Raw genomic sequence first — 25,585 nt, forward strand, 5'->3', positions numbered from 1 at the left:
CCTTCCACTGGAGGAACCATGCAAGCGGCCAGACGTGCCCTGACCAGGGTCCTGACCGTCGTGCTCGTCCTGTCCGCGACCACCGCGACCACGCCCGCGGCGATCGCGGCGACGGGGCCGTCGGTCGACGCGCCGGCGGTCGAACCGGTGCCGGTGACCGGCACGGCGATGGCGTCCCGCCCGGCCGACGAGGCCACCACCAGGGCGTTGCGCAACGACCAACCGGCTTCCGGCGGCACGCAGGAGGGCGGCGGGTCGTTCACCGCGACACCGCTCTCGACCTCGGCGTCGTGGGAGGTGTCCGGGCAGAGCGGTGACTTCACCTGGTCCTACCCGCTGCGGGTGCCGCCGTCACCGGGCGGTTTCGCGCCGTCGTTGGGGCTGTCGTACCGGTCGTCCGCCGTGGACGGCCTGACCAGCGCGACGAACAACCAGCCGTCGTGGATCGGCGACGGCTGGGACCTGTCGGCCGGGTTCGTGGAACGCGCCTACGGCGGTTGCGCCGACGACACCCAGGGCGGCACCACGCCACCCAAGACCGGCGACCTGTGCTGGAAGAGCGACAACGCCACCACCTCCTACGCCGGTGGCGGCGGGATGCTCATCCGCGACGACGCGACCGGCGCGTGGCGGCTCAAGTCCGACGACCGGTCCCGCGTCGAACGCGTCACCGTCGCGGGCAACGGCGACGACGACGGCGAGTCGTGGAAGATCACCACGGTCGACGGCTCGCAGTACTTCTTCGGGTCGCGGCCGGAGTCGAAGTCGACGTGGACGGTGCCGGTGTTCGGCGACGACGCCGGCGAACCCTGCCACGCCACGACGTTCGACGCGTCGTCGTGCGCGCAGGCGTGGCGGTGGAACCTGGACAAGGCCGTCGACCCGCGCGGCAACGTGATCCTCTACAGCTACGAGACCGAGACCAACAACTACGGCCGCAACCTCAAGGACGCCGGGGTGTCCTACACCCGCGCGGGCACGCTCAAGAGCGTCGAGTACGGCCTGCGCGACGACGTCGCGGCGCCCGCGACGGGCCGCGTCGAGTTCGGGCTGGCCGACCGGTGCGTGCCGGGTGGCACGTGCGCGTTCGACCACAAGGAGAACTGGCCGGACGTGCCGCTGGACCAGCGGTGCGACACGGCCACGTGCAAGGACCGCCACTCGCCGACGTTCTGGTCGACCAAGCGCCTGGCGACGATCACCACGCAGGTGCGGGTCGGCACGACGTGGTCGAACGTGGACCGGTGGACGCTGAACCACGAGTTCCCCAAGGCCGACGACGTGTACCAGGCGGCGTTGTGGCTCAAGGGCATCACGCACACCGGCCTGGTCGGCGGCGAGGTCTCCCTGCCCGAGGTGACGTTCGAGGGCGCCGCGATGCCCAACCGCGTCGACACGCCGACGGGCATCGGCCCGCTCAACCGCTACCGCGTGACGGGGGTGGTGTCGGAGGCCGGCGGCGTCACCGCGATCCGCTACGCCCCGCCGGACTGCGTGCCGGGCGGCTCCATGCCCGTCGACGCCCAGTCCAACACCCTGCGCTGCTTCCCCTCGACGTGGGCGAAGAAGGACTACGCCGAGCGGACGGACTACTTCCACAAGTACGTCGTGGAGTCGATCACCACGACGGACCGGTTGGCGTCGAGCCCCGAGCAGGTCGTGCGCTACGAGTACCTCGACGGCGCGGCGTGGCGCTACAACCGGTCGGAGTTCACCAAGGACGACAAGCGGACCTGGAACGAGTTCCGCGGCTACGGCCGCGTCCGCACGCGCGCGGGCTCCGAGGACGACCCGAGCGGTCCGGTCACGATGACCGAGGACCGGTACTACCGGGGCCTGCACGGCGACCACCTGCCGGGCGGCTCGCGCACGGTGGCGGTCACCGACTCCGAGGGCGGCGCGCGGGAGGACTCCGACTGGCTGAGCGGTTTCCGGTTCGAGTCCGCCACCCACGACGGTGAGGCCGGCGGGGTCGTCGCGAAGACGATCTCCACGCCGACCTGGTCGGGTCCGACCGCGACCAGGGGGCAGTTCAAGTCCTACTTCGTCGCTTCCGGGTCCACGACCTCCCACACCACGTTGCGGGGCGGCGGCGTGCGGAGCACCAAGACCGAGACCGCCTACGACGAGCACGGTCAGGCGATCTCGGTCGACGACCACGGCGACCTGGCCGTGACCGGCGACGAGCAGTGCACGCGGACGTCGTACACGCAGGACGCGTCCCGGTGGATGTGGTCCTACCCGACCCAGACGGAGACCGTGGGCGTCGGGTGCGCCGCCACGCCGACCTTCCCCGCCGACGCCATCGCGGGCGCGCGGACCGAGTACGACGCGTCGGGCAGCCCGACGAAGCTGGAGGTGCTCGACCAGCGCCCGGCGTCCGGCCCGGTGTTCGTCACGAAGTCGACGACGACCTACGACGTCTACGGCCGCCTGCTGACCCTCAAGGACGCCGCGCAGTCCACCACGACCACCGCGTACACCCCGAGCACGGGCGGCGCGCTGACCGGAACCACGGTCACCAACGCGCTGGGCCACGTGGTGACGACGACGGTCGACCCGGCGTGGGGCGCCACGGCCAAGGTCGTGGACGCCAACGAGAACACCTCCGAGGCCGCGTTCGACGCGCTGGGACGCACGGTGCGGGTGTGGCGGCCCAACCGGCCGCGCGAGGAGTTCTCCGACCGCCCGAGCACCACCATCGCCTACTCGGTGCGGCGTGACGCGTCCACCGCCGTGACCACGACCACGGTCGGACCGCGCGGCACCTACACGACCGGCACCACCGTGTACGACGGCCTCTACCGCGTCCGTCAGACGCAGACGCCGACCGACGGCGGCCGGCTCGTCGTGGACACCGCCTACGGCAGCCGCGGCCAGGTCACCCGGACCACCCAGCCGTTCTACAACAACGCGCCCGTCGACGAGCAGCTGCTCGGCTTCTCCGAGACGGTCGTGCCCGGTCTGAAGCGCACCCGGTACGACGGTGCGGGCCGGGAGATCGCGTCGATCTTCCAGGGCGGCGGGCAGGAGAAGTGGCGCTCGACCACCGCTTACGGCGGCGACCGGCTCGACATCACCCCGCCGCCGGGTGGCACGCCGACCACCACGCTCGTCGACGTCCGCGGGCGCACCACGGAGCTGTGGCAGTACAAGGGCGCGGTGGCCGCAGGTGACCACGACACCACCAGGTACGGCTACACGCGGACCGGTGCGATCGCCTCGACCACCGACGCCGCCGGGAACACGTGGCGCTGGTCGTACGACCTCCAGGGCAGGCAGGTCCGGGCGGAGGACGTCGACAAGGGCACCTCGACGACCACGTACGACGCCCTGGGCCGCACGGACACGGTGACCGACGCCCGCGGCTCGACGCTGAAGTACGGCTATGACGTGCTGGGCCGCAACACCACCGTGCACAACGGCAGCACGTTGTTGCAGGAGTACACCTACGACACGGCGCTGTACGGCTTGGGACGGGTGCACCGCTCCACCCGGCACGTGGACGGCAATGCCTACACCAGCTCCGTCGAGGCGTACACGACGCTCTACCAGCCGATCCGCAGCGAAGTCACCATCCCCGCGATCGAAGGACCGCTCAAGGGCACCTACCGGACCGAGTACGCCTACAAGCCGGACGGCTCGCCGGCGGGCCTGGCCTACGGCGCGGTGACCAGCGCCAACATCCCGTCCGAGACCGTGCTGTACGAGTACGACGACCTGGGCCGGTTGACCAAGTCCAACGGCGGGCTCAGCGGCCTGGGCACCGACAGCCTGGTGACGAGCACCGAGTTCACCAAGTACGGCGAGCTCTACCGCCTCCAGACCGGCACGTCCGGCAAGCGCATGTGGCAGTCGTACTACTACGACGACCACACCCGTCGGATGAACCGCCAGATCATCGACGCCGAGGTGGCGTCACCCATGCAGGCGGACCTGCACTACGCCCACGACCCGGCGGGCAACGTCACGTCGGTCACCGACGAGACGCGCGGTCAGCCGGTGGACCGGCAGTGCTTCCGCTACGACCACCTGCGGCGCATGACGGACGCGTGGACCCCTTCGGGTTCCTGCGAGACGGCACCGGCCACAGCGTCCCTGTCGGGGCCCGCGCCGTACTGGCACGCCTACACCTACAACGAGGCGGGCAACCGGCTCGAGGAGGTTCAGCACTCCGCCGCCGGCGACACCACCCGCACCTACCACTACCCGGCGGCCGGTTCACCCCGTCCGCACGCCGTGTCGTCCGTGACGACGGAGGGGCCGGGGGTCGGGAAGACCGACGAGTACGAGTACGACGAGATCGGCTCGACGGTCGGGCGTCCGGGCCAGGAGCTGTTCTGGGACGCGGAGGGACGCGTCGCCGAGGTCGCCGAGGGCACGAAGATCACCGAGTTCCTCTACTCGGCGGACGGGACGCGCCTGATCCGCCGCGCGCCGGACGCCACGACGTTGTACCTGGGCGACCAGGAACTGCGCTTGGCCAAGGGCGCGACCGCACCCACGGTGACCCGCTACTACCGGCACGGCGGCAAGACCGTCGCCATGCGCGAGGGTCGCAGCAAGCTGACGTGGTTGGCCTCCGACCACCAGGGCACGGCGCAGATCGCCGTCGACAAGGCCACGATGACCGTCAGCCGTCGCAGGCAGTTGCCGTTCGGCGGTCCGCGTGGCGGGTTGGTGGCGTTGCCCGGCGAGCGCGGTTTCGTCGGTGGCACGAACGACGTGTCGACGGGCCTGGTCCACGTCGGTGCGCGTGACTACGACGCGGCGCTGGGCAAGTTCATCTCGGTCGACCCGGTCATGGGCCTGTCGAACCCGCAGCAGTGGAACGCCTACGCGTACGCCGAGAACAACCCCGTCACGCTGAGCGACCCGACCGGGTTGGCGTCCTTCATGTGCCCGGACGGCGAGTGCAACGGCAAGAAGACCACCAACGGCCTGGGCCACGACCGCTCGGGCTCGACCCCGTCCACGCCCGCGCCGCCGTCGTACCCGGAGCAGATCCCGGACGAGATCCGGACCGCCGCGCCGGAGCAGCGGCAGCCAATCCTGCGGCAGCGGTGGAACGACCTCAAGATGTTGCCGAACCAGGCGGAGTTCGCCGCCCAGTACGGGCGGGCGTACTGCCACGAGTTCAGTGCGGACTCCCTGTGCCGCAAGTCGAAGTCGATGTCCCTCGGTGACCACGTGCAACTCCTGCTCGACGTGGCGAGCGCGGCGGCGGGCACCCGCAAACAGGCGGGACCGACCCTCGAGGACGTCGCCGACGTCGCCCGCCGCGGGTTCCACGTGGGCCGTTTCACGGTCAACGCGCCTCTCACCGCAGGCGCTACGCTGTGGGCCGAGGCCAACGGCGCCGACTGCGGAATGGCGGAAGGCCTGATGGTGCACTGCAAGAGCATGGAGAGCGGCTACGGCACCCGTGCGGGAATGACGATCGGGAACACCTTCCTCACCGGACACTCCGAGGTGACGGCGCCACTGGCCGAGCACGAGGCGAACCACGCCACGCAGTGGGCGTTCATCCCCGGGTTCGGGCTGCTCTACGTCGCGGCCGAACGGACGGCGGTGCTCACGGGCCACTGCAACATGTTCGAAGTGATCGCGGACGCCGAAAAGGGGGGATACGAGTGCTGACCAGAACCCTCGCCACCATGTTGTCCTTCGCCCTGATCGGCGCGGCTTCAGCGGCGTGCGTCCCGCAGACCCCTCACGCTCCGCTCGCTGTCCGGCTCGACGACTCCGGAGCCGTCGAGATCCTCGACACCCAGTGCAAGATGCAGGCGGTGAACAGGGTCGAGGTGATCGCGCCGGACCCCGACACCGTGGTCGACGACAGCGACATCCGGCTCTGGAAGGTGGAGTTCGGGTCGCCTTCGACGGCGCGCACCTATGTCGTCGGTGAACCCCAGCCGGGCGGCGATGAGGTTGTCGCGTGGCGGAAGCCGGACCCTGACCAGCGACTCTTCGCCCAGATCAGCACGGACGGCGGGATGACGCTCGGCACCGGGTTCACCCTCGCCGACCTGGCCGACGGCAAGGTTCGCTACCACCTGGAGAACATGACGCACGAGCAGTTCCTCGAAGAGTCCAAGTGCTGACCTGACGTCAGCCCTCCCACCGGCCGCCACCACGCCTCCGCCCCGCTGGGCGCCACCCAGCGGGGCGGAGTGCTGTGTTTGTCCACTTTTTGGCCCGTCCAGGTCTTATTGCCCACTTTTTTGTCTGTTTTTCGCGCGTGACTGCTGCATATCATCTGCCGCGTGTCCGACTACAAGTTCGATTTCTTCATCAGCTACGCCCGTCGTGGCACCGTCCAGCAATGGTTGCTGAACCATTTCCTCCGGAAGCTGTCGGATTGTCTGGCAGATCAGTTCGCCCCGGCGCCGAAGATCTACGTCGACCGGGAGATGTCGAGGGCGGCGCACTGGCCGGACAGCCTGAGGCATGCGTTGCGGCACAGCAAGATCATGATCCAGCTGCTCAGCCCGCAGTACTTCGCCTCGCCCTGGTGCATGGCCGAGTGGTACAGCATGCTGGAAAGGGAAAGGATGCTGGGGCTGGCGAGCCCGGAAACATCCCAAGGGCTCATCTATCCCATCCTGTACTCGGACTCCGACAACTTTCCGTTGGAGGGCAAGGTCCGGTCCTGGTGGAGCTTCAAGGAATTCGCCTACCCGGATCCGGTGTACCAGCAGACCCACGAATTCGTGCGATTCCACCACGAGGTGAACAAGCTGGCGGCCGATCTCGTGGCCTTGGTCCAGCAAGTGCCTCCTTGGCGACCCGACTGGCCGGACGTCGACCCACCAGACCCCGTGCTGGCCCCTACACCTCCGATACCGAGGTTCTGATGACTGCCGGGACCGTCATCACCTTCTACTCCTACAAGGGCGGGGTCGGGCGGAGCTTCACGCTGGCCAACGTCGCTGTCCTGCTGGCCCGTTGGGGCTACCGCGTGCTCGCCGTCGACTGGGACCTGGAGGCCCCTGGGCTGCACCACTACTTCAAGCCGGTGATGCCCGAACAGCCCGAGGGTGGCGTCATCGACCTCGCCCACGACTTCCTCGCGGGGGCGGAGAGCCCTCGCCCGCACGCCGTCCGGCTCGAGGTCGAGGGCAACACCCTCGCGTTGCTGGCGGCGGGTCGCGATGACGACTCCTACACCGACCGGATGCAGCGCATCGACTGGGAAGACCTCTACCAGCGTGGTTTCGCGGAATTCCTGGAGCGCTGCCGGGCGGAGTGGGTCGAGGACTACGACTTCGTGCTGATCGACAGCCGAACCGGCGTCTCGGACATCGCCGGCATCTGCACCGCGCAGCTGCCCGATCGGCTGGCCGTCCTGTTCACCGCCAACGAGCAGAACCTCAAAGACGTCGTGAACGTCGTGCGACGTGCTGACGCCGCCCGTGACCGGATGCCCTACGACCGACCGAGACACCTCGTGCTGCCGATCCTGTCCCGGCTGGACGAGTCGGTGGAGTACAAGCGGGCCGAGCGGTGGCGACGCAAGTGCGCCGAGGTCGTCGGGCCGTTGTTCCGCAACTGGCTGGTCAAGAGCGTGCCGGAAGACCTGATGTTGCGGCACCTCACGCTGCCCTACATCCCCTTCTGGAGCTTCGGCGAGCAGTTGTCCGTGCTTCAGGAGGACGTCCCGTCGGCGGGCCAGGTCTCGTTCGCCCTGGAAACGGTGGCGGCGGTGATCGTGCAGCAGTTCGACCGCACCGACGTGCTCGCCGACAACCGGGACGCCTACGTGGCGTCGGCGCGCGACCGCCGCCAGGACTTCGACCTGGACCTGCTGGTGTCCAGCCCGCGGTCCACGCTGGACGTCGCGGACCGGTTGGTCGACGAGCTGCGCGGCCTCGGGGTGAAAGCAGCCCGGTCGTCGTCCGGTGACCTGGAGATCCTCGACCGGACCAGCGGCCTCGCCGAACACCTGTGCCTCGTCGTGGACGGCACCTTGAGCCGGTGGCAGGTCACCGAGGTCGAGCGCTTCCTGCGGCACACGATCGGCCCGGACGGTGGTCAGCGGCGGCTGTTCTGCGTGCTGACCGACGACACCGACCCCGCCAACCTGCCCGGTTTCCTGCGCAACCTGCGGTACCTGCGGTTCGAGCCCGGTGTGGCGCGGGACCTCCACGACATGATCACCGGCACGCCCGTCGGTGAGGGCGACCGGGACCGGGAAGCGCTGCGGAACGCGGCGTCCGCGCTGCGCGCCATCCCGGACCGACTGCCGACGGTCGGCCGGTTGTCGCTGGTCGAGCAGACCGTGCACGACATGTCGACCGCTCTGGACAACGGAGACCTGGCGGCGCTGCGGCACTTCTCCGTCGACCTCGGCGTGCTGTCCAAGCCGCACGCGGACGACGGTCAGGCCATCGCGTCCCAAGGCCTCCTGGCCGACATCACCACCCTCCTGGACCGGATCGATCGTCGGATCGACGCGTCCACCGACTGAAAGGCGGCACCATGCCGGAGAAGTTCGGGAACGACGAACGAGCAGCGCTCATCGTGCTCATGCTGGCGGACCGGGACGTGCCCAACGTGGAGCTCGACCGCGAGCTCAAGGTGAGGCTGGGGAAGGACGGTCGCGATCGGTTGAACGACCTCGGCCTCCTCCGGTCGTGGACGGAGAAGCGCCGGATCTGGCACCGGATCACCGACGAGGGGATCTCCTGGTGCATGGACGACCTCGCCGCGGGCGATCCGCCGTCCAAGTCGGGTCCGCTGTCGCGGGCGCACTTCACGGTGTTGAAGCGCTTCATCCAGTACCACAAGAGGCGGGGCACCCTGGCGGAGGTGATCCGCTCCGGCGCTGACCTGGAGTCGGTGATCCGGGCCGCCTACCTGGCCCTGTCGGTCAAGCCGCAGGACTGGGTCCGCCTGGCCAAGCTGCGTCCCGAGCTCAACGGCGCGGACAAGGAAGAGGTCGACGCGGTCCTGGTGGAGATGGTGAAGACCGGCACCGTCCACCTGGCCCCGGACTCCAACCGCAAGGTGCTGACCGAAGCCGACCACGCCGCGGCACTCCGGATCGCCGGCGAGGACAACCACCTGGTGGCGATCGAGGAATCATGAGCGAGCAACAGCGCAAGGCACTGGCCGCACTCCGCTTCAACTCGGCGTTGACTCCGGACGACGTCTGGCAGACCCCGCTGTCCCACGTGGACGGCCTGCACGCGAAGGCGGAGGGCCGGATCCGGGCCGGTATCGCGGAAGCCAAGAGGAGCACCGGCCCCAGCCCCATCGGTCTCGCGATCCAAGGGCGCAAGGGAGTGGGCAAGACCCACTTGCTCGGCTCGGTGCGCCGCATGGTGCAGCGGGAAGGCGGCTACTTCTTCCTGGTCGAGCTGACCACCGGCCAGGAGTTCTGGAACGACGTCGCCGAGGCCATGCGCAGCGAGCTGCGCCGGGCCCGGGATGACGGCGACTTGCAGCTCACCGTGCTGCTCCGCCAGTTGTGCGAGACGGCGGGCGTGCCCATGTCGGTGGCGAGGGCGATCACGGGTGAGACGACGGTGACCCCTCAGGACCTGACCGTCTTCCTCAACCACCTGCGCGGGGTGGACGGCCGGATCGCGATCGAGTGCGCCGACACGATCCGGGCCCTGGTGCTCTACGCCTCAGAGCACGCCGACATCGGCTTGACGCACCTGCAGGGCCTGTCGGAGGCGGGCGGCGTCGCTCGGGAGTGGGGTCTGCCGCCGAGGTCGAAACCGCCGCAGACGCTGGTGCGGGACATCTCGCGCGTGCTGGCGCTGACCGGCCCGTGCGTCATCGCCGTGGACCAGTTGGACACCCTGGTCAACCTCGACCGGGAATCGATCGACGCGAAGGTGACGAGCGCCGAGCTGAAGGGAGAGCTCGCGCTCATCGCCGACGGGCTGATGAAGGTCCGGGAGAAGACCAGGCGGACGCTGTCGATCGTGGCCTGCCTGCCCAACACGTGGAAGATGCTGCACGACATCGCGAGCGACACGGTCACCGACCGGTTCACCGAGATCCCGTTCCTCGGTTCGATCGTGGACCCGGCACTGGGCCGCGCGCTGGTGGAGAAGTGGCTCGGAGTGGTCTACGAGCGCGTCGGGTTCACCCCGCCCTACCCGACCTGGCCGGTGGCGCCGGAGGCGTTCGGCGCGGGATGGGCCGTCACCCTGACCCCTCGCGTGCTGCTCAAACGCATCCACTCGCACGTCGAGTCCTGCCTGTACGGCGACATCCGGGAGCTGGGGTCGTTCACCGAGGTGTCGATCGAACCGCCCCCGCCGGTCGAGGACGACGGGACGGAGCCGGACTACTTCCAGGAGCTCGACACCCGGTTCGAGCGGTTGCGGGAGAAGGCGGAGATCACGGCGGCCGGGTTGAAGCAGCACAACGAGGACGAGGTCATGCCGGCGTTGTTGCTGGCCGGGTTGAAGTCGTGGATCAACGAGGTCGGCAACGACGACATGGAGTGGCAGGCCGAGCAGCTCCACGGCGGTGGCGACCTGCACGCCCGGTTGCGCCGCACCCTGAACGAGGACCTCGACACCGACGAGCGGTGGGGGTTCCGGCTCATCGCCAGTGGTCACGGGCGTTCCGTGCTGAACCGGATGCGGAAGGTGCGGGACGCGGCGCGGTTGGGGGTGCAGAACCGGCACCTGGTGCTGCTCCGCAACGGCGACGGGGGGTGGGCCGGCAAGGTGACCAGGACCGAGGTCGCCGGGTTGGAGCAGGCCGGTGGCCGGTGGGTGGAGATCTCGGACGACGACCTGCGCACGTTCAGCGCGTTGAGGGAGATGCTGTCGTCGCAGACGCACCAGCTGCTGTCCTGGCTGGTGGCGCGGAAACCGGCCAGCCGGTCGACGTTCCTGCGGGAGGTGCTGCCCGGGTCGGACCGGTCCGGGTCCGACCGGTCCGCTGCAGGTCACCAGGAGACCCGGCCCCCGCCGGTCGGGGAACCGGAGCCGCAGCAGGTCGCGGCGCCGCGTGAGCCGCTGTCGCCGACGGAGCTGGTGCTCGGCATGGACGGCTCGATCCGGATCGAGCTGGAGTCGCTGCGCAAGCACGCCATCGTCTTCGCGGGTTCCGGCAGCGGCAAGACCGTGCTGCTGCGGCGGATCGTCGAGGAGTGCGCCCTGCGGGGGGTGTCGGCGATCGTGCTGGACCCGAACAACGACCTGGCGCGGCTCGGTGACGCGTGGCCCGTGCCGCCCGACGACTGGCTGCCGGGTGACGCGGACGCCGCCGCCGAGTACTTCGAGAACACCGAGGTGGTGGTGTGGACGCCCGGTCGCACCAGTGGCCGGCCGCTCAGCTTCCACCCGCTGCCGGACTTCGCCGAGGTGCGCGGGGACGTGGACGAGTTCGCCGCCTCGGTCGAGGCGGCGCTGGCCCGGCTGGTGCCGCACGCCAAGGCGGGCGGCGACTCGAAGTCGGCCGCCCGCAGCCGGGCGGTGCTGAAAGAGGCGTTGACGCACTACGCCCGCTCGGACGGCCGGGACCTGTCGGCGTTCATCGACGTGCTGGACGACCTGCCGGAAGGGGTGAGCAAGCTCAGCACGGCCCGTGCGACGGCGGCGGACCTGGCGGAGACGTTGCGCGCCGCGATGGTCAACGACCCGCTGCTCGGCGGCACGGGCGAGCCTACGGACCCGGCCGTGCTGCTCACCCCGACGCCGGGCAAGCGGGCGCGGATCTCGGTGATCAGCTTCATCGGGTTGCCGTCGGAGGAGCAGCGGCAGGGGTTCGTCAGCCAGCTCCAGCTGGAGGTGTTCGCCTGGATCAAGCGCAACCCGGCGGTGGACCGGCCCCTCGGCGGCCTGGTCGTGATGGACGAGGCGCAGACGATCGCGCCGTCGACCGGGCAGACGGCGAGCACGCGGACCACGATCCTGCTGGCCTCGCAGGCCCGCAAGTACGGGTTGGGGCTGCTGCTCGCCACCCAGGCGCCGAAGGGCGTGCACAACCAGGTCGTCGGCAACGCGACGACGCAGTTCTTCGGCAGGCTCAACAGCCCGACGCAGGTCGCGGCGGCGAACGAGATGGCCAGGGCCAAGGGCAGCTCGGTCGGCGACATCTCGCGGTTGGGCCGCGGGCGGTTCTACGTCACGGCGGAGGACTTCGGGTTCCGCCTGATGCGGACACCGCTGTGCCTGAGCCACCACCCGCCGAGCCCGCTGCGGCTGGAAGAGGTGCTCGACCGGGCACGCGGAGAACGGGACTGACCCCCGGCACGACGAGACGCGCTCCCCGCCCGCGAAGGGTGGGGAGCGCGTCTCGTCGCACGGTCAGCCGACGGTGGAGGCGAGCACCTCGTCGAGCCGCTGCCAGAGGGCGGTGAACAGCTCCTCCCGGCGGTAGGCGCGGGTCGAGCCGCTGCCGCCGAGCACCGAGAAGTCGTGCACTTCGAGCACGGCCGCGCCCACGCCGGTGTCGTAGACCGGGCGCGCCCAGCCGTTGGTGAGCGCGGCGACCCCGTCCTGCCTGCCGACCACGAAGTTCACCGTCTCGTCGCCGCCGATCCCGCCGCGCTGGATGTCGAGCGCGTACACGGTGTCACCGGCCCGTTCCACCCGCACGGCGATCCGCGTCTCGCCGACGTGCGCGGTGCCGACGAGCCCGCGCCGCTCCAGCCTCGGCAACGCGGCGGCGAACTGCGCGCCCAGGTAGCGCAACGTCGCGTCCTGCTCGGTGTAGCGGCTGAAGGTGGCCGGCACGACCGGCTCCGCGACGACCTCCTCGTCCTGCGGGGCGACCCCCTTGACCCTGGCGACGACCTCGCTGACCGGCGCGCGTTCCCGACCGACGGCCTCGGCCGCCTCGATCCGGGCGGTCAGCGCCTCGGTGAGCCGGTCCGCCGCCGTGCCGCGCACGTAGGCGACGTGCGGGTGCAGCAGGTCCGGCGGCACGGCCACGTCGCCGAGCAGCACCGGCAGCACGTGCTCGTCACCGGCCTTGACCGCGCGCAGCGCGGCCGTGGTGAAGTCGTCCACCTCCGACACGAACGGGACGAAGAACCGCACCCGCGCGTCCGGCAGGTCACCGCCATCCTTGTGCGCCCACCACTCGTGCGTCTGCTCGGGCCCGTGCAGCACGGTCAGCCCGCGCTGCTGGAACGCCTCCACCACCTCCTCGACGGCGGAGCGCTGCTCCTCGGCGAACGACACGGCGACGTCGTACTCGCTCACGACCGAACCTCCCTGTCCGACCGGCCCGGTGGCCGGTTGTCCTGATCTGCGGGCACAGCATCCGCACCGGGTGTCGACGAGAAGTGGACGAGGAGTGGATGCCCGCCGTCGCCCGTTGCCCGCGCCGTCGGGAAACGGGCAACACCTGGCCACCCGCGATACGTCGGTGAATCATTGTCGGTGAGGGCGGAAGAATTCAAATAAATGCCCTCACGAGATTACTCACCGATTCCCGTGGAGGATTCTTCATGTCTGAGATCACGCCCAAGTCCGTGACCAAGGTCGGTTTGTCGCTGGCCGCGCTGGGCGCCGTGGTCGCGGTGTTCGCGTCGGGTGGCGGCGCGTCCGCCTCGTCGTTCGAGGAGTGCCCGCCGCCGGTCACCACCACCGTCACCGTCGGACCCGACGGCAACCCGTGGTACGGCTGACCGCAGGAATGCGCCCGGCCGGCCGCGGAATTCCCGTGGCCGGCCGGGCGATTGCGCCGGACCGGGCGCGGTGGTGTACTCGGACGTCAGCCGTACCAGGAGGCTCAGGTGACCGGATCATTTGGTGAATTACTCCGCGAATGCCGCGTGGCCGCGGGTCTGTCGATAGGGCAGTTGGCCAAGCGCGTGCACTACAGCAAAGGCCACCTCAGCAAGGTCGAGAACGACCTGAAGGCGCCGCACGACACCATGGCGCGGCTGTGCGACAGCGTGCTCGACGCGGGCGGCAGCCTCATCGAGGCGGCCCGCGCGGCACGGGACCAGGCGGTCGAGCGGGCCGCCGGCGCCGGGCTCGCGCTCGACCGCCGCCAGGTGCTGGTCGCCGGCACGGGCACGGTGCTCGGCATGGCGCTCGCGGGCGGCCCGCGGCCCGCGGCGGACGAGCGGGTGGTGGCGGGGATGCGGACCTCGTTCGAGCACCTGCGCTCCCTGGGCATGCAGACGAGCCCCGTCGTGGTCCTCGAACCGCTGGTCGCCCTGCTGCGGACGGTGCACGCGCTCGCGCACGAGAACGCCGAGCCGGTCCGGTCCCGGCTGCTGCTGCTCGCCGCGCGCATCGCCGAGTACACGGGGTGGATGAACCAGGAAGCGGGCGACGAACAGGGCGCGCTGGCGTGGACCCGGCACGCCTCCGAGCTGGCGCGGGCCGGCGGCGACCGGGAGATCGTGAGCTACGCGCTCGTCCGGGAGGCCGGGCTCGCGCTCTACCGGCAGGACTCGGCCGAGACCATCGGGCTCGCCCAGCGGGCGCAGGTCGTCGACCGGGCGAGCGCCCGGACCCGGGGCCTGGCCGCGCGCCGGGAGGCGCAGGGTCACGCCCTGGCCGGCGACCTCGGCGCCTTCGACCGCGCGATGGACCGCGCCGCCCACCTCCTCGACCGGTCCACCGCGGACACCGGGGCGTACCCGGTGCTCGGCTCGACCGCGCCGGACCCGGCGGAGCTCGCCAAGGGCTGGTCGCTGTGCGACCTCGGCCGGACCGCGGACTCGGCGACCGTGCTGGAGCGGGAACTGCTCCGGCTGCCCGCCACGTCCCGCCGGTCACGGGCCAGGTTCGGCACCCGGCGCTCGCTCGCCCTCGCGCTCGCCGGTGAGGTGGACCAGAGCTGCGTGACGCTGGCCGGCACGCTGGACGACGTGGCGCACGTCGACTCGGCGACCGTGCGGGCGGACCTGCGGGAGCTGTCCCGGACGTTGGGCCGGTGGCACAACCACGGCGCGGTCCGGGAGGTGTACCCCGAGCTGCGGCGCGTGCTGCGGCAGCGGTTCTGACCGCGTCCGGCGGGTCGCGGTGGCAGGCGACCCGCCGGACGCGGCGCGGCTCAGCGGCACGCGCAGGTCAGGCCCGCGTGCTCGGCCCGCACCTCGTCCGCCTCCGGCTGGCCGAGCGCGACGAACTCCGCCTCCGCCGCGTCCCAGTGCTCGGCGGCCTTGGTGTGCTGCCCCAACGCGTGCAGCGCCCGGGCGACGCCGTGGTGGGCGCGGGCGCCGTGCCCGCGGTTCCCGGCTCCCGTCGCCAGGTCCAGCGCCGCGCGGTAGGCGTGCAGCGCGCCCGACCGGTCGCCGCCCGCCTGCGCGGTCGCGGCCCGGTCCAGGAAGAGCCGGGTGCGCAGGTCGGTGTTGGACACGTCGGCCGCCGCCGCCCTGGCCCGCTCGTGGTAGTGCACCGCTTCGGCCACCCGGCCCTGTGACCGGTGCACGTTGGCGGTGTAGTTCAGCGCGTAGGCCGCCAGGCAGTCGTCACCCAGCTCGACGGCCAGGTCGTGCGCCTCCAGGTGGGCGTCGAGGGCCTCGTCCGCCAGCCCCAGCCGCTGCTGCACCGTGCCCAGGTTGTTCAACGCGTGCGCCAGCCCTTGGCGGTGGTCGACCGCGCGCAGGAGCGGCACGGCGGCCCGGTGCCGGCGCAGCGCGAGGTCCAGTTCGCCGCGTTCCTCGCCCAGCACGCCGAGCATGCTCAAGGCGTGCGCCTGGCCGCGCCGGTCGCCGCACCGCTCGAACTTCTCCAACGCGGCCTCGAAGTGCCCGATCGCCTCGGTGTGCCGGCCGAGCTGCATCTGGGAGATCGCGAGCATGCTCAACGCGTCCGCCTCGCCGAGTTCGTCGCCGAGCCCTCGCCACACCGGCAGCGCGCGGGTGGCCAGCTCCGACGCCTCCTCCAACCGGCCGAGCCGGTCGTAGGCGGTGGCGAGCCGCAGCAGCACGTGGGCGCGGCCGTGCTCCTCCTCCGGCACGGCGCGCACGGTCGCCCAGGCCAGCTCCATCGTCTCGACCCAGTCCTCGAACCGGCTCGTGGTGTGGAAGTGGCGCCAGATCAGCACCGCCAGCCGCCACACGTGGCCGGGCAGCTCCCGTTCGGCGGCCCAGCGGATGGCGGCGACCAGGTTGTCCCGCTCGGCCGCGATCCAGGCCGTCGCCTGCCGCTGGTCGTCGAACGAGGGCACCACCCGGCTGGTGCGGTGCACGGCGGGCAGGTGGGCGCGGTCGAACGGGTAGGCCGCGCCCACCGCTGCGGCCAGGCCGACCAGGTAGAAGTCGAGCAGCCGCAGCAGGGCGTCCACGCGTTCGGTGGGCGTGGTCGGCGACGGCTCGGCGGCGGCGAACTCCTTGAGCGGGTCCAGCATCCGGTAGCGCTCCGGCGCGACCTCCTCCAGCAGGCACACCTCGTGCAGGTCGTCGAGCACCGCGCGGACACCGGGGACGTCACGGGCCGCCAGCGCCGCCGCGCCCGCCACGTCAAGGTCCGGCCCCGGCAGGTGGCCGAACAGCCGGAACAGCTCCCGCTGCGCCGCGTCGAGCTGGAGGTAGGACACCCGCACCGCGGCGCCGTCCGCGCCGTCGCCGTCCACCGGCCACGGCCCGCTCTCCTCCAACTGGCGCAGCAGGTGCTCCAGCGGCCACCGGTCGTGCCGGCGGAACAGCGCCGCGGCCACCCGGATCTGCATCGGCATGTACCCGCACCGCTTGACCACCCCGGCCACCTCCGCCGACCGGCCGCGCAGCCGCAGCGGCCCGGCCAGCGCGCGGAACAGCGCGAACGCGTCCTCGGGCGGCAGTTCGAGCAGCCGCAGGTGCGCGCCGGTGTCCGGCTCGCCCACCCGCCTGCTGGTCACGATCGCGAAGCAGCCCGGCTCCTCCGGCAGCAGCGACCGCACCTGCTCCGGCGAGTGCGCGTTGTCCAGCACCACCAACGTCCGCGTGCCGTACAGCTCCGTCTGGTACAGGGTGAACTTCCGGTTCACCGACGCCGGGATCTGCTCGGGCGGCACGCCCAGCTCGCCCAGCAGCTGGTCGAGCGCGTCCGACACCGTCATCGGGGACACGTTCGGCGTGTACCCGTTGAGCCGCACCAGCAGCTGCCCGTCCGGGAACCGGTGCCGCAGCCGGTGCGCCGCCTCCACGGCCAGGCCGGTCTTGCCCACGCCGGGCGCCCCGCCCACCCACACCGCGCGCCGCTCACCCGGCGTCGCCGCGGCCGCCTCGACCACCGCCAGCTCCGCGTCCCGACCGGTGAACCCGCCCTCCCTCGACGGCAGCGAGCTGGTCGGCTCGCCGCGTTCCGCGCGGGCGGCGAGCTTGCGCAGCTGCGGCCCCGGCTCCCAGCCCTGCTCGGCCAGCGCGGCCTCGGTGGCGTGGAAGACCCGGCCCGCCTCGGTCCGGTCCCCGTTGGCGATCAACGCCCGCATCAGCAGCGCGGCGTGCTTCTGCCGGGCCGGGTCGGTGCGCACCACCGGCCGCAGCCGGTCGCGCACCGACCGGTGGTCGCCCGCGTCCAGCTCCAGCTCGGACAGGTCGCCGACCGCGTCGTAGTAGCTGTCGTCGGGCGACATGACCTCCGTGCCGCCGATCCGGTCGTGGTCGATGTCCTCCAGGAACCGGCCACGCCACAGGTCGACGGCGGCGCGTAACAGCGCGATCGCCAGGCGCGGGTCGTCCGCCCGCGCCGCCTCCGCCTCCGCGCGCAGCCGGTCGAACCGGACGGTGTCGAGCTGGTCGTCGTCGACCCGCAGCAGGTAGCCGGTCGGCGTCGTCTCGATCACCACGTCCGTGCCCTGGAACGCCTTGCGCAGCTTGTTGATGTAGCCGCGCACCAGGTTGCGGCGCTCGGGGTTGCCGCCCCACACGATCTCGGTCAGCTTCTCGGTGGACACCGGCCTGTTCGCGTGCAGCAGGAGCACCACGAGCACGAACCGCTGCTGCTGGTCGCCCAACGGCAGCCGAGCACTCCCGTGCCACGCCTCCAACGGACCAAGCATCCGAAATTCCACGCCGCCTCCTGGTTCGCGAGCTCGATGTCTACGACGCATGTCGTCCGAACGGCCGGATGTGTGTCGGCATCCGCCTCGGGTCCACCGCCGGTAGACAAGCACCCGGCACGCTCCGGCCCGTCCGCAGAAGTTGTGGGATGGAGGAGAAGCATGGGAATCGATGTGCTGCCCTGCTACGTGGTGTGCGACGTGTCGCTCTCGATGACCGACCACCTCGGCGAGGTGAACGCGGGGTTGCGGGAGTTGCGGGGCGCGGTGCACGCCGACCCGTCGGCGGCCGCGCTGACCAGGGTCTGCGTGGTCGGGTTCGCCGCCGCGGCCACCGTGCTGCAACCGCTGCGACCGGCGGCGGAGCTGACGGAGCTGAGCGCGTCCAGACCCCGGGCGGGGACCAACTTCGGTCCCGCGTTCGCGTTGTTGCGCGAGACCATCTCGCACGACGTCCGCGCCCTGAAGGCACGTCGCCTGCGGGTGTGCCGCCCGGTCGTGTTCTTCACCTCCGACGGCCGGCCGACCGACCCGGCGACCTGGCCGGACGCGTTCGCCGCGCTGGCCGACCCCGCCTGGCCGGCCCGCCCGACCGTGGTCGCCTACGGCCTCGGCGCGGTCGACCGCGGCACGCTCGACCGCATCGGCACGTTCCGCGTCTTCCTCGGGCAGGACGGCATCCGCCTGGGCACCGCGCTGGCGGTGTCGGTGACCGGGACGGCCCGGCGCGCGGACCGCGTCTAGGCCATCCACGATGTGTCCACCTCCGGTCCACTGGCCGGCCGCACCCTGCACGGCGGAACACCGTGGAGATCGACGGGGGTGAGGCGATGAACGCGTACGCGGACCTGGTCCGGGAGCTGAAGTCGCTCCGCAAGGGTCGTGGCGTGCTGGCGGGCCGGATCGGGGACCGGGTGGGGCCGACGCTGCGCGCGACCTGCGGGGTGAGCGAGGGCGACGCGCCGGGCGCGATCCGCCGGAAGGTGTCCGCCCGGCTCTCCGAGCTGGCCGGGCGGCTGCCGGCGGACCTGCGGCTGGCCACGCTCGCGGCGTTCGCCATCGACGCCGAGGCCCGGCTGCCGCTCTACCAGGACCGGGTGCACTGGGCGGCGGTGCGGATGGAGCGCGACCCGCGCACCGTCCGCCGCCGGGTCGACGAGGCCATCAACCACCTCGCCGAGCTGGCCGCCGACGTGCCCCGGTCCCGGCCGGGCGGTCCGCCGGGCGGCTGGCGCACCACCGAGCTGCACACCGTGCTGACCCTGGACCGGCCGCTGCCCGAGGTGATCGAGCGGCACCGGGTGGTGGCCGACCGGGACGGTCTGCGCGAGCTGGCCCTGACGCCGCCGCGGCCGCTGGACCGGCCCGGTCTCGACGTGCGGGTGCTGTACGGCGGCACGCTGGTCGCCCGTCCCGGCCCGACCCCGACCCTGGCCCTGCCGTCGTCGGTGGACGGCGGCGACTCGCACGACTTCGCGATCCGCTTCCGCCCGCCGGCGGTGCACGTGCTGCGGTCCTACTTCGTGCACGTGCCGTGGCACCCGGTGGACCTGCTCGACCTGAGGGTCCGCTTCGGCGGCACGTCCACGCCGCCGCGCGTGTGGGTGCTGGACGGCGCGCACCGGCACGACGGGGCCGACCGGGCCGACCGCGGGCACCGGCACCCGGTGGACCGGGCGGGCGAGATCCACGTCAGGTTCCGCCACCTGATGCCGGGGCTGGCCTACGGGGTGCGCTGGGAGGCGGCGGGGGAGTAGGAGGGCCCCGACGCGGAGGCCGGGCGCGGGCCCGAGGTCGCCGCAGTCAGTCGAGGACCGCGGAGGCCTCCACCTCCACGAGCACGTCCGGCTCGAACAGGTGGTCGACGCCGATGAGCGACGCGGGCGGGAAGGGCCGCGGGATGCCCAGCTCCTCGGCGACCAGGGCGACGCCGGCCATGAAGTCGTCGATCTTCTCCGGGCTCCAGCGCGTGACGTAGAACCGGAGGCGCACGACGTCGGAGAAGTCCGCGCCGGCGCCGGCCAGGCCGAGCGCCGTGTTCCGCAGGGCCTGGGCGACCTGGCCCGCGAGGTCGCCGGTCGCAACCGGGTTCCCCTCGGCGTCACGGGCGATCTGGCCGGCGACGTGCACGTGACGCGTGCCCGTGCCGATCGAGACGTGGTGGTAGGGGACGGGCTGGAACATGCCCTCGGGGGTGAGCAACCGCACGGTCACGGGACGTCCTTCACGCTGGTAGTCGGTGGTATCCAAGGTCTACCTGGTACACGGAGGGAACTTCAACGAGACTAGGTGTCATGGTGGAAACCGCCCAGCAGACCTCCGACGGACCCCAGATCGCCGCGCCGCACCGCGAGCTGCTCGACCAGGTGCTCGACAAGTGGTCCTTGCAGGTGCTCGACCAGCTCTGCGGGCGTCCCTCGCGCTTCAACGAGCTGCGCCGGGCGATCCCGGTCGTGACGCAGAAGTCGCTCACGACGACGTTGCGGCGGCTGGAGCGCAACGGGATGGTCGAGCGCGTCGTGGTGAGCTCGCGGCCGGTCGCCGTGGAGTACCGCATCACGCCGCTCGGGAAGACGCTCCAGGACCTGATCGACGCCCTCCTGCGGTGGACCACCGTCACCATGGCCGACGTCGAACGGGCCCGCGCGCGGTTCGACGCCGAGGCGTAGGCCGGCGGCCTCCCCTTTGTCCGTCCGGCGTGGACGGTGCCGGGCCGCGTTGGGCGAAAAGGCAGACGGCCGTAGGCCACTTGCCCACGTTCGACGATGGCGGAGGGAGGAGTGATTGACAAGGTCACAGGCTCGTCGCACAGTTTGGGAGCGCTCCCAGTTCATCACCGTCGATGAGGAATCCTCTTATGAGACCGCGTTCTGCCGTGCTTCCGGCACTCGTCGCGCTCGTGGCCGCCCAGGTCGTGCTGACCGCGGGCGCCTCGGCGCAGGCCGACCCGACCGCCGCCACCGTCACGGTCAACACCAGGGCCGGGTTGGAGGTGGTGCACGAGGCGGCCACGGGCGTCAACCACGCCATCTGGGACACCCACCTGGGCAGTGACGCCGTCGCCGACCTGCTCCGGGACGCCGGCGTGAAGGCGATGCGCTACCCCGGCGGCTCGTACTCGGACATCTACCACTGGGCGGACCACACGGCACCCGGCGGGTACGTGGCGCCGAACACCGACTTCGACACGTTCATGGGCGGCGTGCGGCGGGCCGGCGGGCAGGCGATCGTCACGGCCAACTACGGCACCGGCACGGCGGCGGAGGCGGCGGCCTGGGTCCGCTACGCCAACGTCGAGAAGAACTACGGCGTGAAGTACTGGGAGATCGGCAACGAGAACTACGGCAACGGCCACTACGGCTCGGGCTGGGAGGCGGACGAGCACCCGGACAAGAGCCCGACTTACTACGCCACCCTCGTGCGCGACTACGCCACGGCGATGAAGGCGGTCGACCCGACCATCAAGATCGGCGCGGTGCTGACCACGCCGGGCGAGTGGCCGGACGCCATCGCCGCCGCGGGCGACAGCGGGTCGTGGAACGAAATCGTGCTGTCGATCGCCGGCCCCGTGGTCGACTTCGGCATCATCCACTGGTACCCCAGCGGTGACACCGCGGCGCAGGTGCTGGCCAAGACCGACCGGGTGGCCGACCAGGTCGCGATGGTGCGCGAGCAGTCGCGCCGCCTGGCGGGCAAGGACCTCGGCATCGCGCTGACCGAGGTGAACACCTCCTACGGCCGCAACACCCAGCCGGGCGCGCTGTTCGCCGCCGACGCCTACGCGACGATGATCGGCCAGGGCGTGTTCAACGTGGACTGGTGGAACGTCCACAACGGCATCGGGCAGGTCCGCGAGATCGCCGGCCACCCGGACTACGACGACTACGGCCTGCTCTCCAGCGGCACCTGCACCGCCGACGGCTCGGCCTGCCAGCCCGCGCTGAACACGCCGTTCGCGCCGTACCACGCCATCTCGATGGTGAGCCGCTTCGCCCGCCCCGGCGACCAGCTCGTCACGACCGCGTCCACCGACCCGCTGGTGCGCAGCCACGCGGCCCGGCGGCCGGACGGCGGCCTCGCGGTGATGCTGATCAACCAGGACCCGGACGCGGCGAAGACCGTCGACCTGAGGTTCGCGGGCTACTCGCCCGCCGCCGCCGCGACCGTGCTCACCTTCGCCAACGGCGACACCGGCATCTCGTCCGCGACCGGCTCGTCGTCCTCGGCGACCCTGCCGCCGTACTCGATCACCACCCTCGTGCTCCGGCCGAACGGCTCCGCGACCGGCCCGGCCGCGCCCGCCCGACCGGCGGTGGACTCGGTCACCGACCGCACCGCCGTGCTGTCCTGGCCCGCGCCGCCCGCCGCCGTGAAGTACGAGGTGCACCGCGTCAACGGCGCGAACACCGAGCAGTGGGGCGAGACCACCGGCACGACGTTCACCGCGGCCAACCTCAAGCCCGCCACGGAGTACACGGTCAACCTGGTCGCGCGCGACAACGCGGGCAAGGTCTCGTGGTCCTCGCCGCCGCTGACCTTCACCACCGGCACGCCGGCCACGTCGACGTGCGCGGTGACCTACCGGGAGAGCACCAACTGGGGCAACGGTTTCGTGGCCGACCTGGAGGTGACCAACACCGGCACGACGCCGATCGCCGGGTGGACGCTGACCTACACCTGGCCGACCACCTGGCAGCAGGTCTCCAGCGGCTGGAACGCCACCTGGACGCAGACCGGCTACCAGGTGTCCGTGGCCAACACCGCGACGCTGGCGCCTGGCGCCTCGACCACGGCCGGATTCGTGGGCAGCTACCAAGGCCCGAACGTGCGGCCCGTGGCGTACTCGTTGAACGGGAAGCTCTGCACCACCCGCTGACCGGCGTGGGTTGTTCCGCTGCCCCCTGTCGACCGCGGTCGACAGGGGGCAGCGGCGTTTCGCCGAACGTTGTTCGTTCACATTCATGACCGGCGCCGGTCGCTTTTGTTCACGAGTGTGACCAGTGCGTATCCCCTGGCGGAGAAGCGAATTCCAAGCGTTGACCGGATGTGTCGCAGCTCCTAACATCCGAAGGGAAATAGCTTTCCCTGCCCGACGGTCACATTTGTGAATCGGCGCGGAGTCCGCCGGTTCCGGTCGTGCGCGAAAAGCCCCGTCGGAAGTCGCGTGGAAGTGGAGTCGGCATGAGCACATCGGAGCAGCCCGCAGTGGCGCGGGCTGTACGACCGCGGGTCGTCCGCAGTGGGTTGGTCGCGGTGGCGGCCGTCGCCGCGTTGGCGGCGACGCTGGCGGCCTGGCCGCTCGCCTCGCCGGCGCAGGCGGCGGTCGGCGCGGGCACCTACACCGTGAAGAACGCCGCCAGCGGGCACTGCCTGGACGCCGCGGGGTCGACCAGCGGCACGCAGCTGCGGCAGCAGGCGTGCGGCGACGTCACGGCGCAGCGGTGGTCGTTGACCGCGGTCAGCGGCGGGTTCCGGATCACGTCGGCCGCGACCGGCCTGTGCGTCGGCGTGCAGGACGCGTCGACCAGCGCGGGCAAGGCGATCCAGCAGCAGACGTGCACGGGCGGCTCCAGCCAGGTCTGGTCGGTGACCGCGAGCGGCAGCAACTACCGCGTGGTCAACGCCAACGGCGGCAAGTGCGTGAACGTCAAGGACAGCTCCACCGCGGTCGGCGCCCTGGTGCAGCAGAACTCCTGCGACAGCGTCGTCTCCAAGCAGTGGACGTTCACCCCCGTCACCGGTGACACGACGACGACCACCACCAGCACCACCACGACGACGACTACGACGACCACGACCACCACGACGTCGCAGCCGCCGTCCTCCGCGCTGTACGTGGCGCCGAACGGCACCGACAGCGCCGCGGGCACGCAGGCCAGCCCGACCACGCTCACCTCGGCGATCAGCCGCATCACCGCCGGCGGCACGATCCTGATGCGCGGCGGCACCTACCGCTTCACGCAGACCGTCACCATCCCGCAGGGCAAGAACGGCGCCTCCGGCGACCGCACCGAGCTGTTCGCCTACCCCGGCGAGACCCCGGTGCTGGACTTCTCGGCCCAGGCCGAGGACCCGGCCAACCGCGGCCTGGCGGTGAACGGCGACTACTGGCACGTGCGGGGCATCATCGTCGAGCGCGCCGGTGACAACGGCATCTTCATCGGCGGCAGCAACAACATCTTCGAGCGCACGGTGACCCGCTTCAACCGCGACACCGGGTTGCAGCTGTCGCGGATGCTGTCCACCACGCCCAAGGACCAGTGGCCGGCCAACAACCTGATCCTCAGCGCGGAGTCGCACGACAACGCCGACTCCGACGGCGAGGACGCCGACGGGTTCGCCGCGAAGCTGACCTCCGGGCCGGGCAACGTGTTCCGCTACGCCGTGGCGCACAACAACATCGACGACGGCTGGGACCTCTACACCAAGTCCGACACCGGCCCGATCGGCGCGGTCACCATCGAGGACTCGCTCGCCTACGAGAACGGCACGCTGAGCAACGGCGGCCAGGCCGGCAACGGCGACCGCAACGGCTACAAGCTCGGCGGCGAGGACATCGGCGTGAACCACGTCATCCGCCGCAACATCGCCTACGACAACGGCAAGCACGGCTTCACCTACAACCGCAACCTCGGCACGATGACCGTGTCCGACAACGTCAGCATCGACAACGCCGAGCGCAACTTCAGCTTCGACGGCGGCTCGTCGGTGTTCCGCAACAACACCTCGTGCCGCAGCGGCAGCGGCACCAACGACAAGACCGTCGGCAACGTCGACGGCTCCAACCAGTTCTGGACCGGCTCGAACGGCTCCCGCTGCGCTTCCTACAGCGGCGCCCTGCGCTGGTCCTACGCCTCGGACGGCCGCCTGGTCGTCACCTTCGGGTAGGCCCCTCGTCCCGGTGCGGCGGGCTGTGCGCCCGCCGCACCGGTGGCGTCGTCAGTTGCCGCGCCCCCGGTCGTCCAGGACGAGCGGGGCGCGGCCTTCGACGGTGTAGCGGACGTGCGTGACGCCGGGGGTGTGCAGGACCCGGGTGGGCGTCAGCTCGATGCCTTCCTTCTGCCCCAGGCCGAGGTCGGCGTCGAGCAGGCGCAGGCCCTCGCCGAGCACCACCGGCACGATGTGCAGCTCCAGCTCGTCCAGCAGGCCGGCGGCCAGCACCTGGCGGACCAGCGAGCCACCACCGGCGACCGCGACGTCCTTGCCGCCGGCCGCGGCCTTCGCCCGGGCCACCGCGCTCTCGACGCCGTCGGTGACGTAGGTGAAGCTGGTGCCGCCCTCGCGTTGCAGGGTCTGGCGCGGCCGGTGGGTCACCACGAACACCGGCGCGCGGAACGGCGGCTCCTCGCCCCACGGCGCCTCGCCGCCGTCGGCCATGCGCCGGCCCATCACGTAGGCGCCGGCGGCCTCGAAGTGCTCCTGGATGACGTCGGAGTTGACGTCCCGCTCACCGCCCGCGATGCCCTGCCGCTCCCGCCACGCCATCGCGCTGATCGCCCAGCGGGTGACGCGGAAGAACGCCGCCGCCTCCGCCGAGTGCAGCCAGTCGCCGCCGCCCTCGTGGCGCGGTCCGGCGTAGAAGCCGTCGAGGGACACCGACAGCTGCGCGGTCACCTTGGTCATGGCTGCGTTCCTTCCTCCCGGCGACGCCCGGCGGGGTCGC

At 71.4% G+C, this 25,585-nt stretch carries 17 protein-coding genes; 13 read left to right on the plus strand and 4 right to left on the minus strand.

Going from position 1 to position 25,585, the window contains the following annotated elements; genetic code table 11:
* Positions 1 to 18 precede the first annotated feature (18 nt).
* From IOD16_RS02440 to IOD16_RS02465, 6 genes are all read left to right on the plus strand, one after another.
* Positions 19 to 5,640, plus strand: a complete 5,622-nt coding sequence (locus tag IOD16_RS02440) for an RHS repeat-associated core domain-containing protein (RefSeq protein ID WP_201438713.1) — start codon at positions 19 to 21, stop codon at positions 5,638 to 5,640.
* On the plus strand, positions 5,634 to 6,104 hold the full coding sequence (locus IOD16_RS02445; RefSeq protein WP_201438714.1) for a hypothetical protein: 471 nt from the start codon (positions 5,634 to 5,636) through the stop codon (positions 6,102 to 6,104). Before IOD16_RS02440 ends, IOD16_RS02445 begins: the two co-directional genes overlap by 7 nt.
* 162 nt (positions 6,105 to 6,266) lie before the next feature.
* Complete coding sequence (locus IOD16_RS02450; RefSeq protein ID WP_201438715.1) at positions 6,267 to 6,857, plus strand: TIR domain-containing protein; 591 nt, start codon at positions 6,267 to 6,269, stop codon at positions 6,855 to 6,857.
* Positions 6,857 to 8,470 (plus strand): tyrosine-protein kinase family protein, encoded by a 1,614-nt coding sequence (locus IOD16_RS02455; protein ID WP_236594697.1) that lies wholly within the window; start codon positions 6,857 to 6,859, stop codon positions 8,468 to 8,470. Before IOD16_RS02450 ends, IOD16_RS02455 begins: the two co-directional genes overlap by 1 nt.
* A gap of 11 nt (positions 8,471 to 8,481) precedes the next feature.
* Positions 8,482 to 9,090, plus strand: a complete 609-nt coding sequence (locus tag IOD16_RS02460; protein ID WP_201438717.1) for a hypothetical protein — start codon at positions 8,482 to 8,484, stop codon at positions 9,088 to 9,090.
* Entirely contained in the window at positions 9,087 to 12,218 is a 3,132-nt protein-coding gene (locus tag IOD16_RS02465; protein WP_201438718.1) for an ATP-binding protein, read from the plus strand. Before IOD16_RS02460 ends, IOD16_RS02465 begins: the two co-directional genes overlap by 4 nt.
* 63 nt (positions 12,219 to 12,281) lie before the next feature.
* On the opposite strand, the gene IOD16_RS02470 is transcribed toward IOD16_RS02465, so the two are convergent.
* Entirely contained in the window at positions 12,282 to 13,181 is a 900-nt protein-coding gene (locus IOD16_RS02470; protein WP_201438719.1) for a toll/interleukin-1 receptor domain-containing protein, read from the minus strand.
* A 248-nt stretch (positions 13,182 to 13,429) separates the two neighbouring features.
* Between IOD16_RS02470 and IOD16_RS02475 the strand changes: the two genes are divergently transcribed.
* Both IOD16_RS02475 and IOD16_RS02480 read left to right on the plus strand, forming a co-directional pair.
* Positions 13,430 to 13,609: a hypothetical protein gene (locus IOD16_RS02475; protein WP_201438720.1), complete on the plus strand. Its 180-nt coding sequence runs from the start codon at positions 13,430 to 13,432 to the stop codon at positions 13,607 to 13,609.
* 108 nt (positions 13,610 to 13,717) lie between these two features.
* Positions 13,718 to 14,941, plus strand: a complete 1,224-nt coding sequence (locus IOD16_RS02480; protein ID WP_201438721.1) for a helix-turn-helix domain-containing protein — start codon at positions 13,718 to 13,720, stop codon at positions 14,939 to 14,941.
* 50 nt (positions 14,942 to 14,991) lie between these two features.
* Here the strand turns inward: IOD16_RS02480 and IOD16_RS02485 are convergent, their stop codons facing one another.
* Entirely contained in the window at positions 14,992 to 17,922 is a 2,931-nt protein-coding gene (locus IOD16_RS02485) for an AfsR/SARP family transcriptional regulator (protein ID WP_201438722.1), read from the minus strand.
* Between the two features lie 162 nt (positions 17,923 to 18,084).
* Between IOD16_RS02485 and IOD16_RS02490 the strand changes: the two genes are divergently transcribed.
* Both IOD16_RS02490 and IOD16_RS02495 read left to right on the plus strand, forming a co-directional pair.
* Positions 18,085 to 18,666, plus strand: coding sequence for a vWA domain-containing protein (locus tag IOD16_RS02490; RefSeq protein WP_201438723.1), 582 nt, complete (start codon positions 18,085 to 18,087; stop codon positions 18,664 to 18,666).
* 86 nt (positions 18,667 to 18,752) lie between these two features.
* Positions 18,753 to 19,679, plus strand: a complete 927-nt coding sequence (locus tag IOD16_RS02495) for a hypothetical protein (RefSeq protein ID WP_201438724.1) — start codon at positions 18,753 to 18,755, stop codon at positions 19,677 to 19,679.
* Between the two features lie 46 nt (positions 19,680 to 19,725).
* Here IOD16_RS02495 and IOD16_RS02500 read toward each other — a convergent pair whose 3' ends face one another.
* Positions 19,726 to 20,136, minus strand: a complete 411-nt coding sequence (locus IOD16_RS02500; protein WP_201438725.1) for a RidA family protein — start codon at positions 20,134 to 20,136, stop codon at positions 19,726 to 19,728.
* Between the two features lie 80 nt (positions 20,137 to 20,216).
* Here IOD16_RS02500 and IOD16_RS02505 point away from each other — a divergent pair, with 80 nt between their 5' ends.
* From IOD16_RS02505 to IOD16_RS02515, 3 genes are all read left to right on the plus strand, one after another.
* Positions 20,217 to 20,591: a winged helix-turn-helix transcriptional regulator gene (locus tag IOD16_RS02505; protein ID WP_201438726.1), complete on the plus strand. Its 375-nt coding sequence runs from the start codon at positions 20,217 to 20,219 to the stop codon at positions 20,589 to 20,591.
* 206 nt (positions 20,592 to 20,797) lie between these two features.
* Entirely contained in the window at positions 20,798 to 22,798 is a 2,001-nt protein-coding gene (locus tag IOD16_RS02510) for a cellulose binding domain-containing protein (protein WP_236594699.1), read from the plus strand.
* A 305-nt stretch (positions 22,799 to 23,103) separates the two neighbouring features.
* Positions 23,104 to 24,810: an RICIN domain-containing protein gene (locus tag IOD16_RS02515; protein ID WP_201438728.1), complete on the plus strand. Its 1,707-nt coding sequence runs from the start codon at positions 23,104 to 23,106 to the stop codon at positions 24,808 to 24,810.
* A gap of 51 nt (positions 24,811 to 24,861) precedes the next feature.
* Here the strand turns inward: IOD16_RS02515 and IOD16_RS02520 are convergent, their stop codons facing one another.
* Positions 24,862 to 25,545, minus strand: a complete 684-nt coding sequence (locus IOD16_RS02520; RefSeq protein ID WP_201438729.1) for a dihydrofolate reductase family protein — start codon at positions 25,543 to 25,545, stop codon at positions 24,862 to 24,864.
* Between the last annotated feature and the right edge of the window lie 40 nt (positions 25,546 to 25,585).

Source organism: Saccharothrix sp. 6-C, from assembly GCF_016695385.1.
GTDB lineage: Bacteria > Actinomycetota > Actinomycetes > Mycobacteriales > Pseudonocardiaceae > Actinosynnema > Actinosynnema texasense.

Coding starts and splice junctions, on each gene's coding strand:
- IOD16_RS02440 (WP_201438713.1), top strand. CDS start 19: ATGCAAGCGGCCAGACGTGCCCTGACCAGGGTCCTGACCGTCGTGCTC.
- IOD16_RS02475 (WP_201438720.1), top strand. CDS start 13,430: ATGTCTGAGATCACGCCCAAGTCCGTGACCAAGGTCGGTTTGTCGCTG.
- IOD16_RS02465 (WP_201438718.1), top strand. CDS start 9,087: ATGAGCGAGCAACAGCGCAAGGCACTGGCCGCACTCCGCTTCAACTCG.
- IOD16_RS02455 (WP_236594697.1), top strand. CDS start 6,857: ATGACTGCCGGGACCGTCATCACCTTCTACTCCTACAAGGGCGGGGTC.
- IOD16_RS02495 (WP_201438724.1), top strand. CDS start 18,753: ATGAACGCGTACGCGGACCTGGTCCGGGAGCTGAAGTCGCTCCGCAAG.
- IOD16_RS02490 (WP_201438723.1), top strand. CDS start 18,085: ATGGGAATCGATGTGCTGCCCTGCTACGTGGTGTGCGACGTGTCGCTC.
- IOD16_RS02460 (WP_201438717.1), top strand. CDS start 8,482: ATGCCGGAGAAGTTCGGGAACGACGAACGAGCAGCGCTCATCGTGCTC.
- IOD16_RS02505 (WP_201438726.1), top strand. CDS start 20,217: ATGGTGGAAACCGCCCAGCAGACCTCCGACGGACCCCAGATCGCCGCG.
- IOD16_RS02520 (WP_201438729.1), bottom strand. CDS start 25,545: ATGACCAAGGTGACCGCGCAGCTGTCGGTGTCCCTCGACGGCTTCTAC.
- IOD16_RS02485 (WP_201438722.1), bottom strand. CDS start 17,922: ATGCTTGGTCCGTTGGAGGCGTGGCACGGGAGTGCTCGGCTGCCGTTG.
- IOD16_RS02515 (WP_201438728.1), top strand. CDS start 23,104: ATGAGCACATCGGAGCAGCCCGCAGTGGCGCGGGCTGTACGACCGCGG.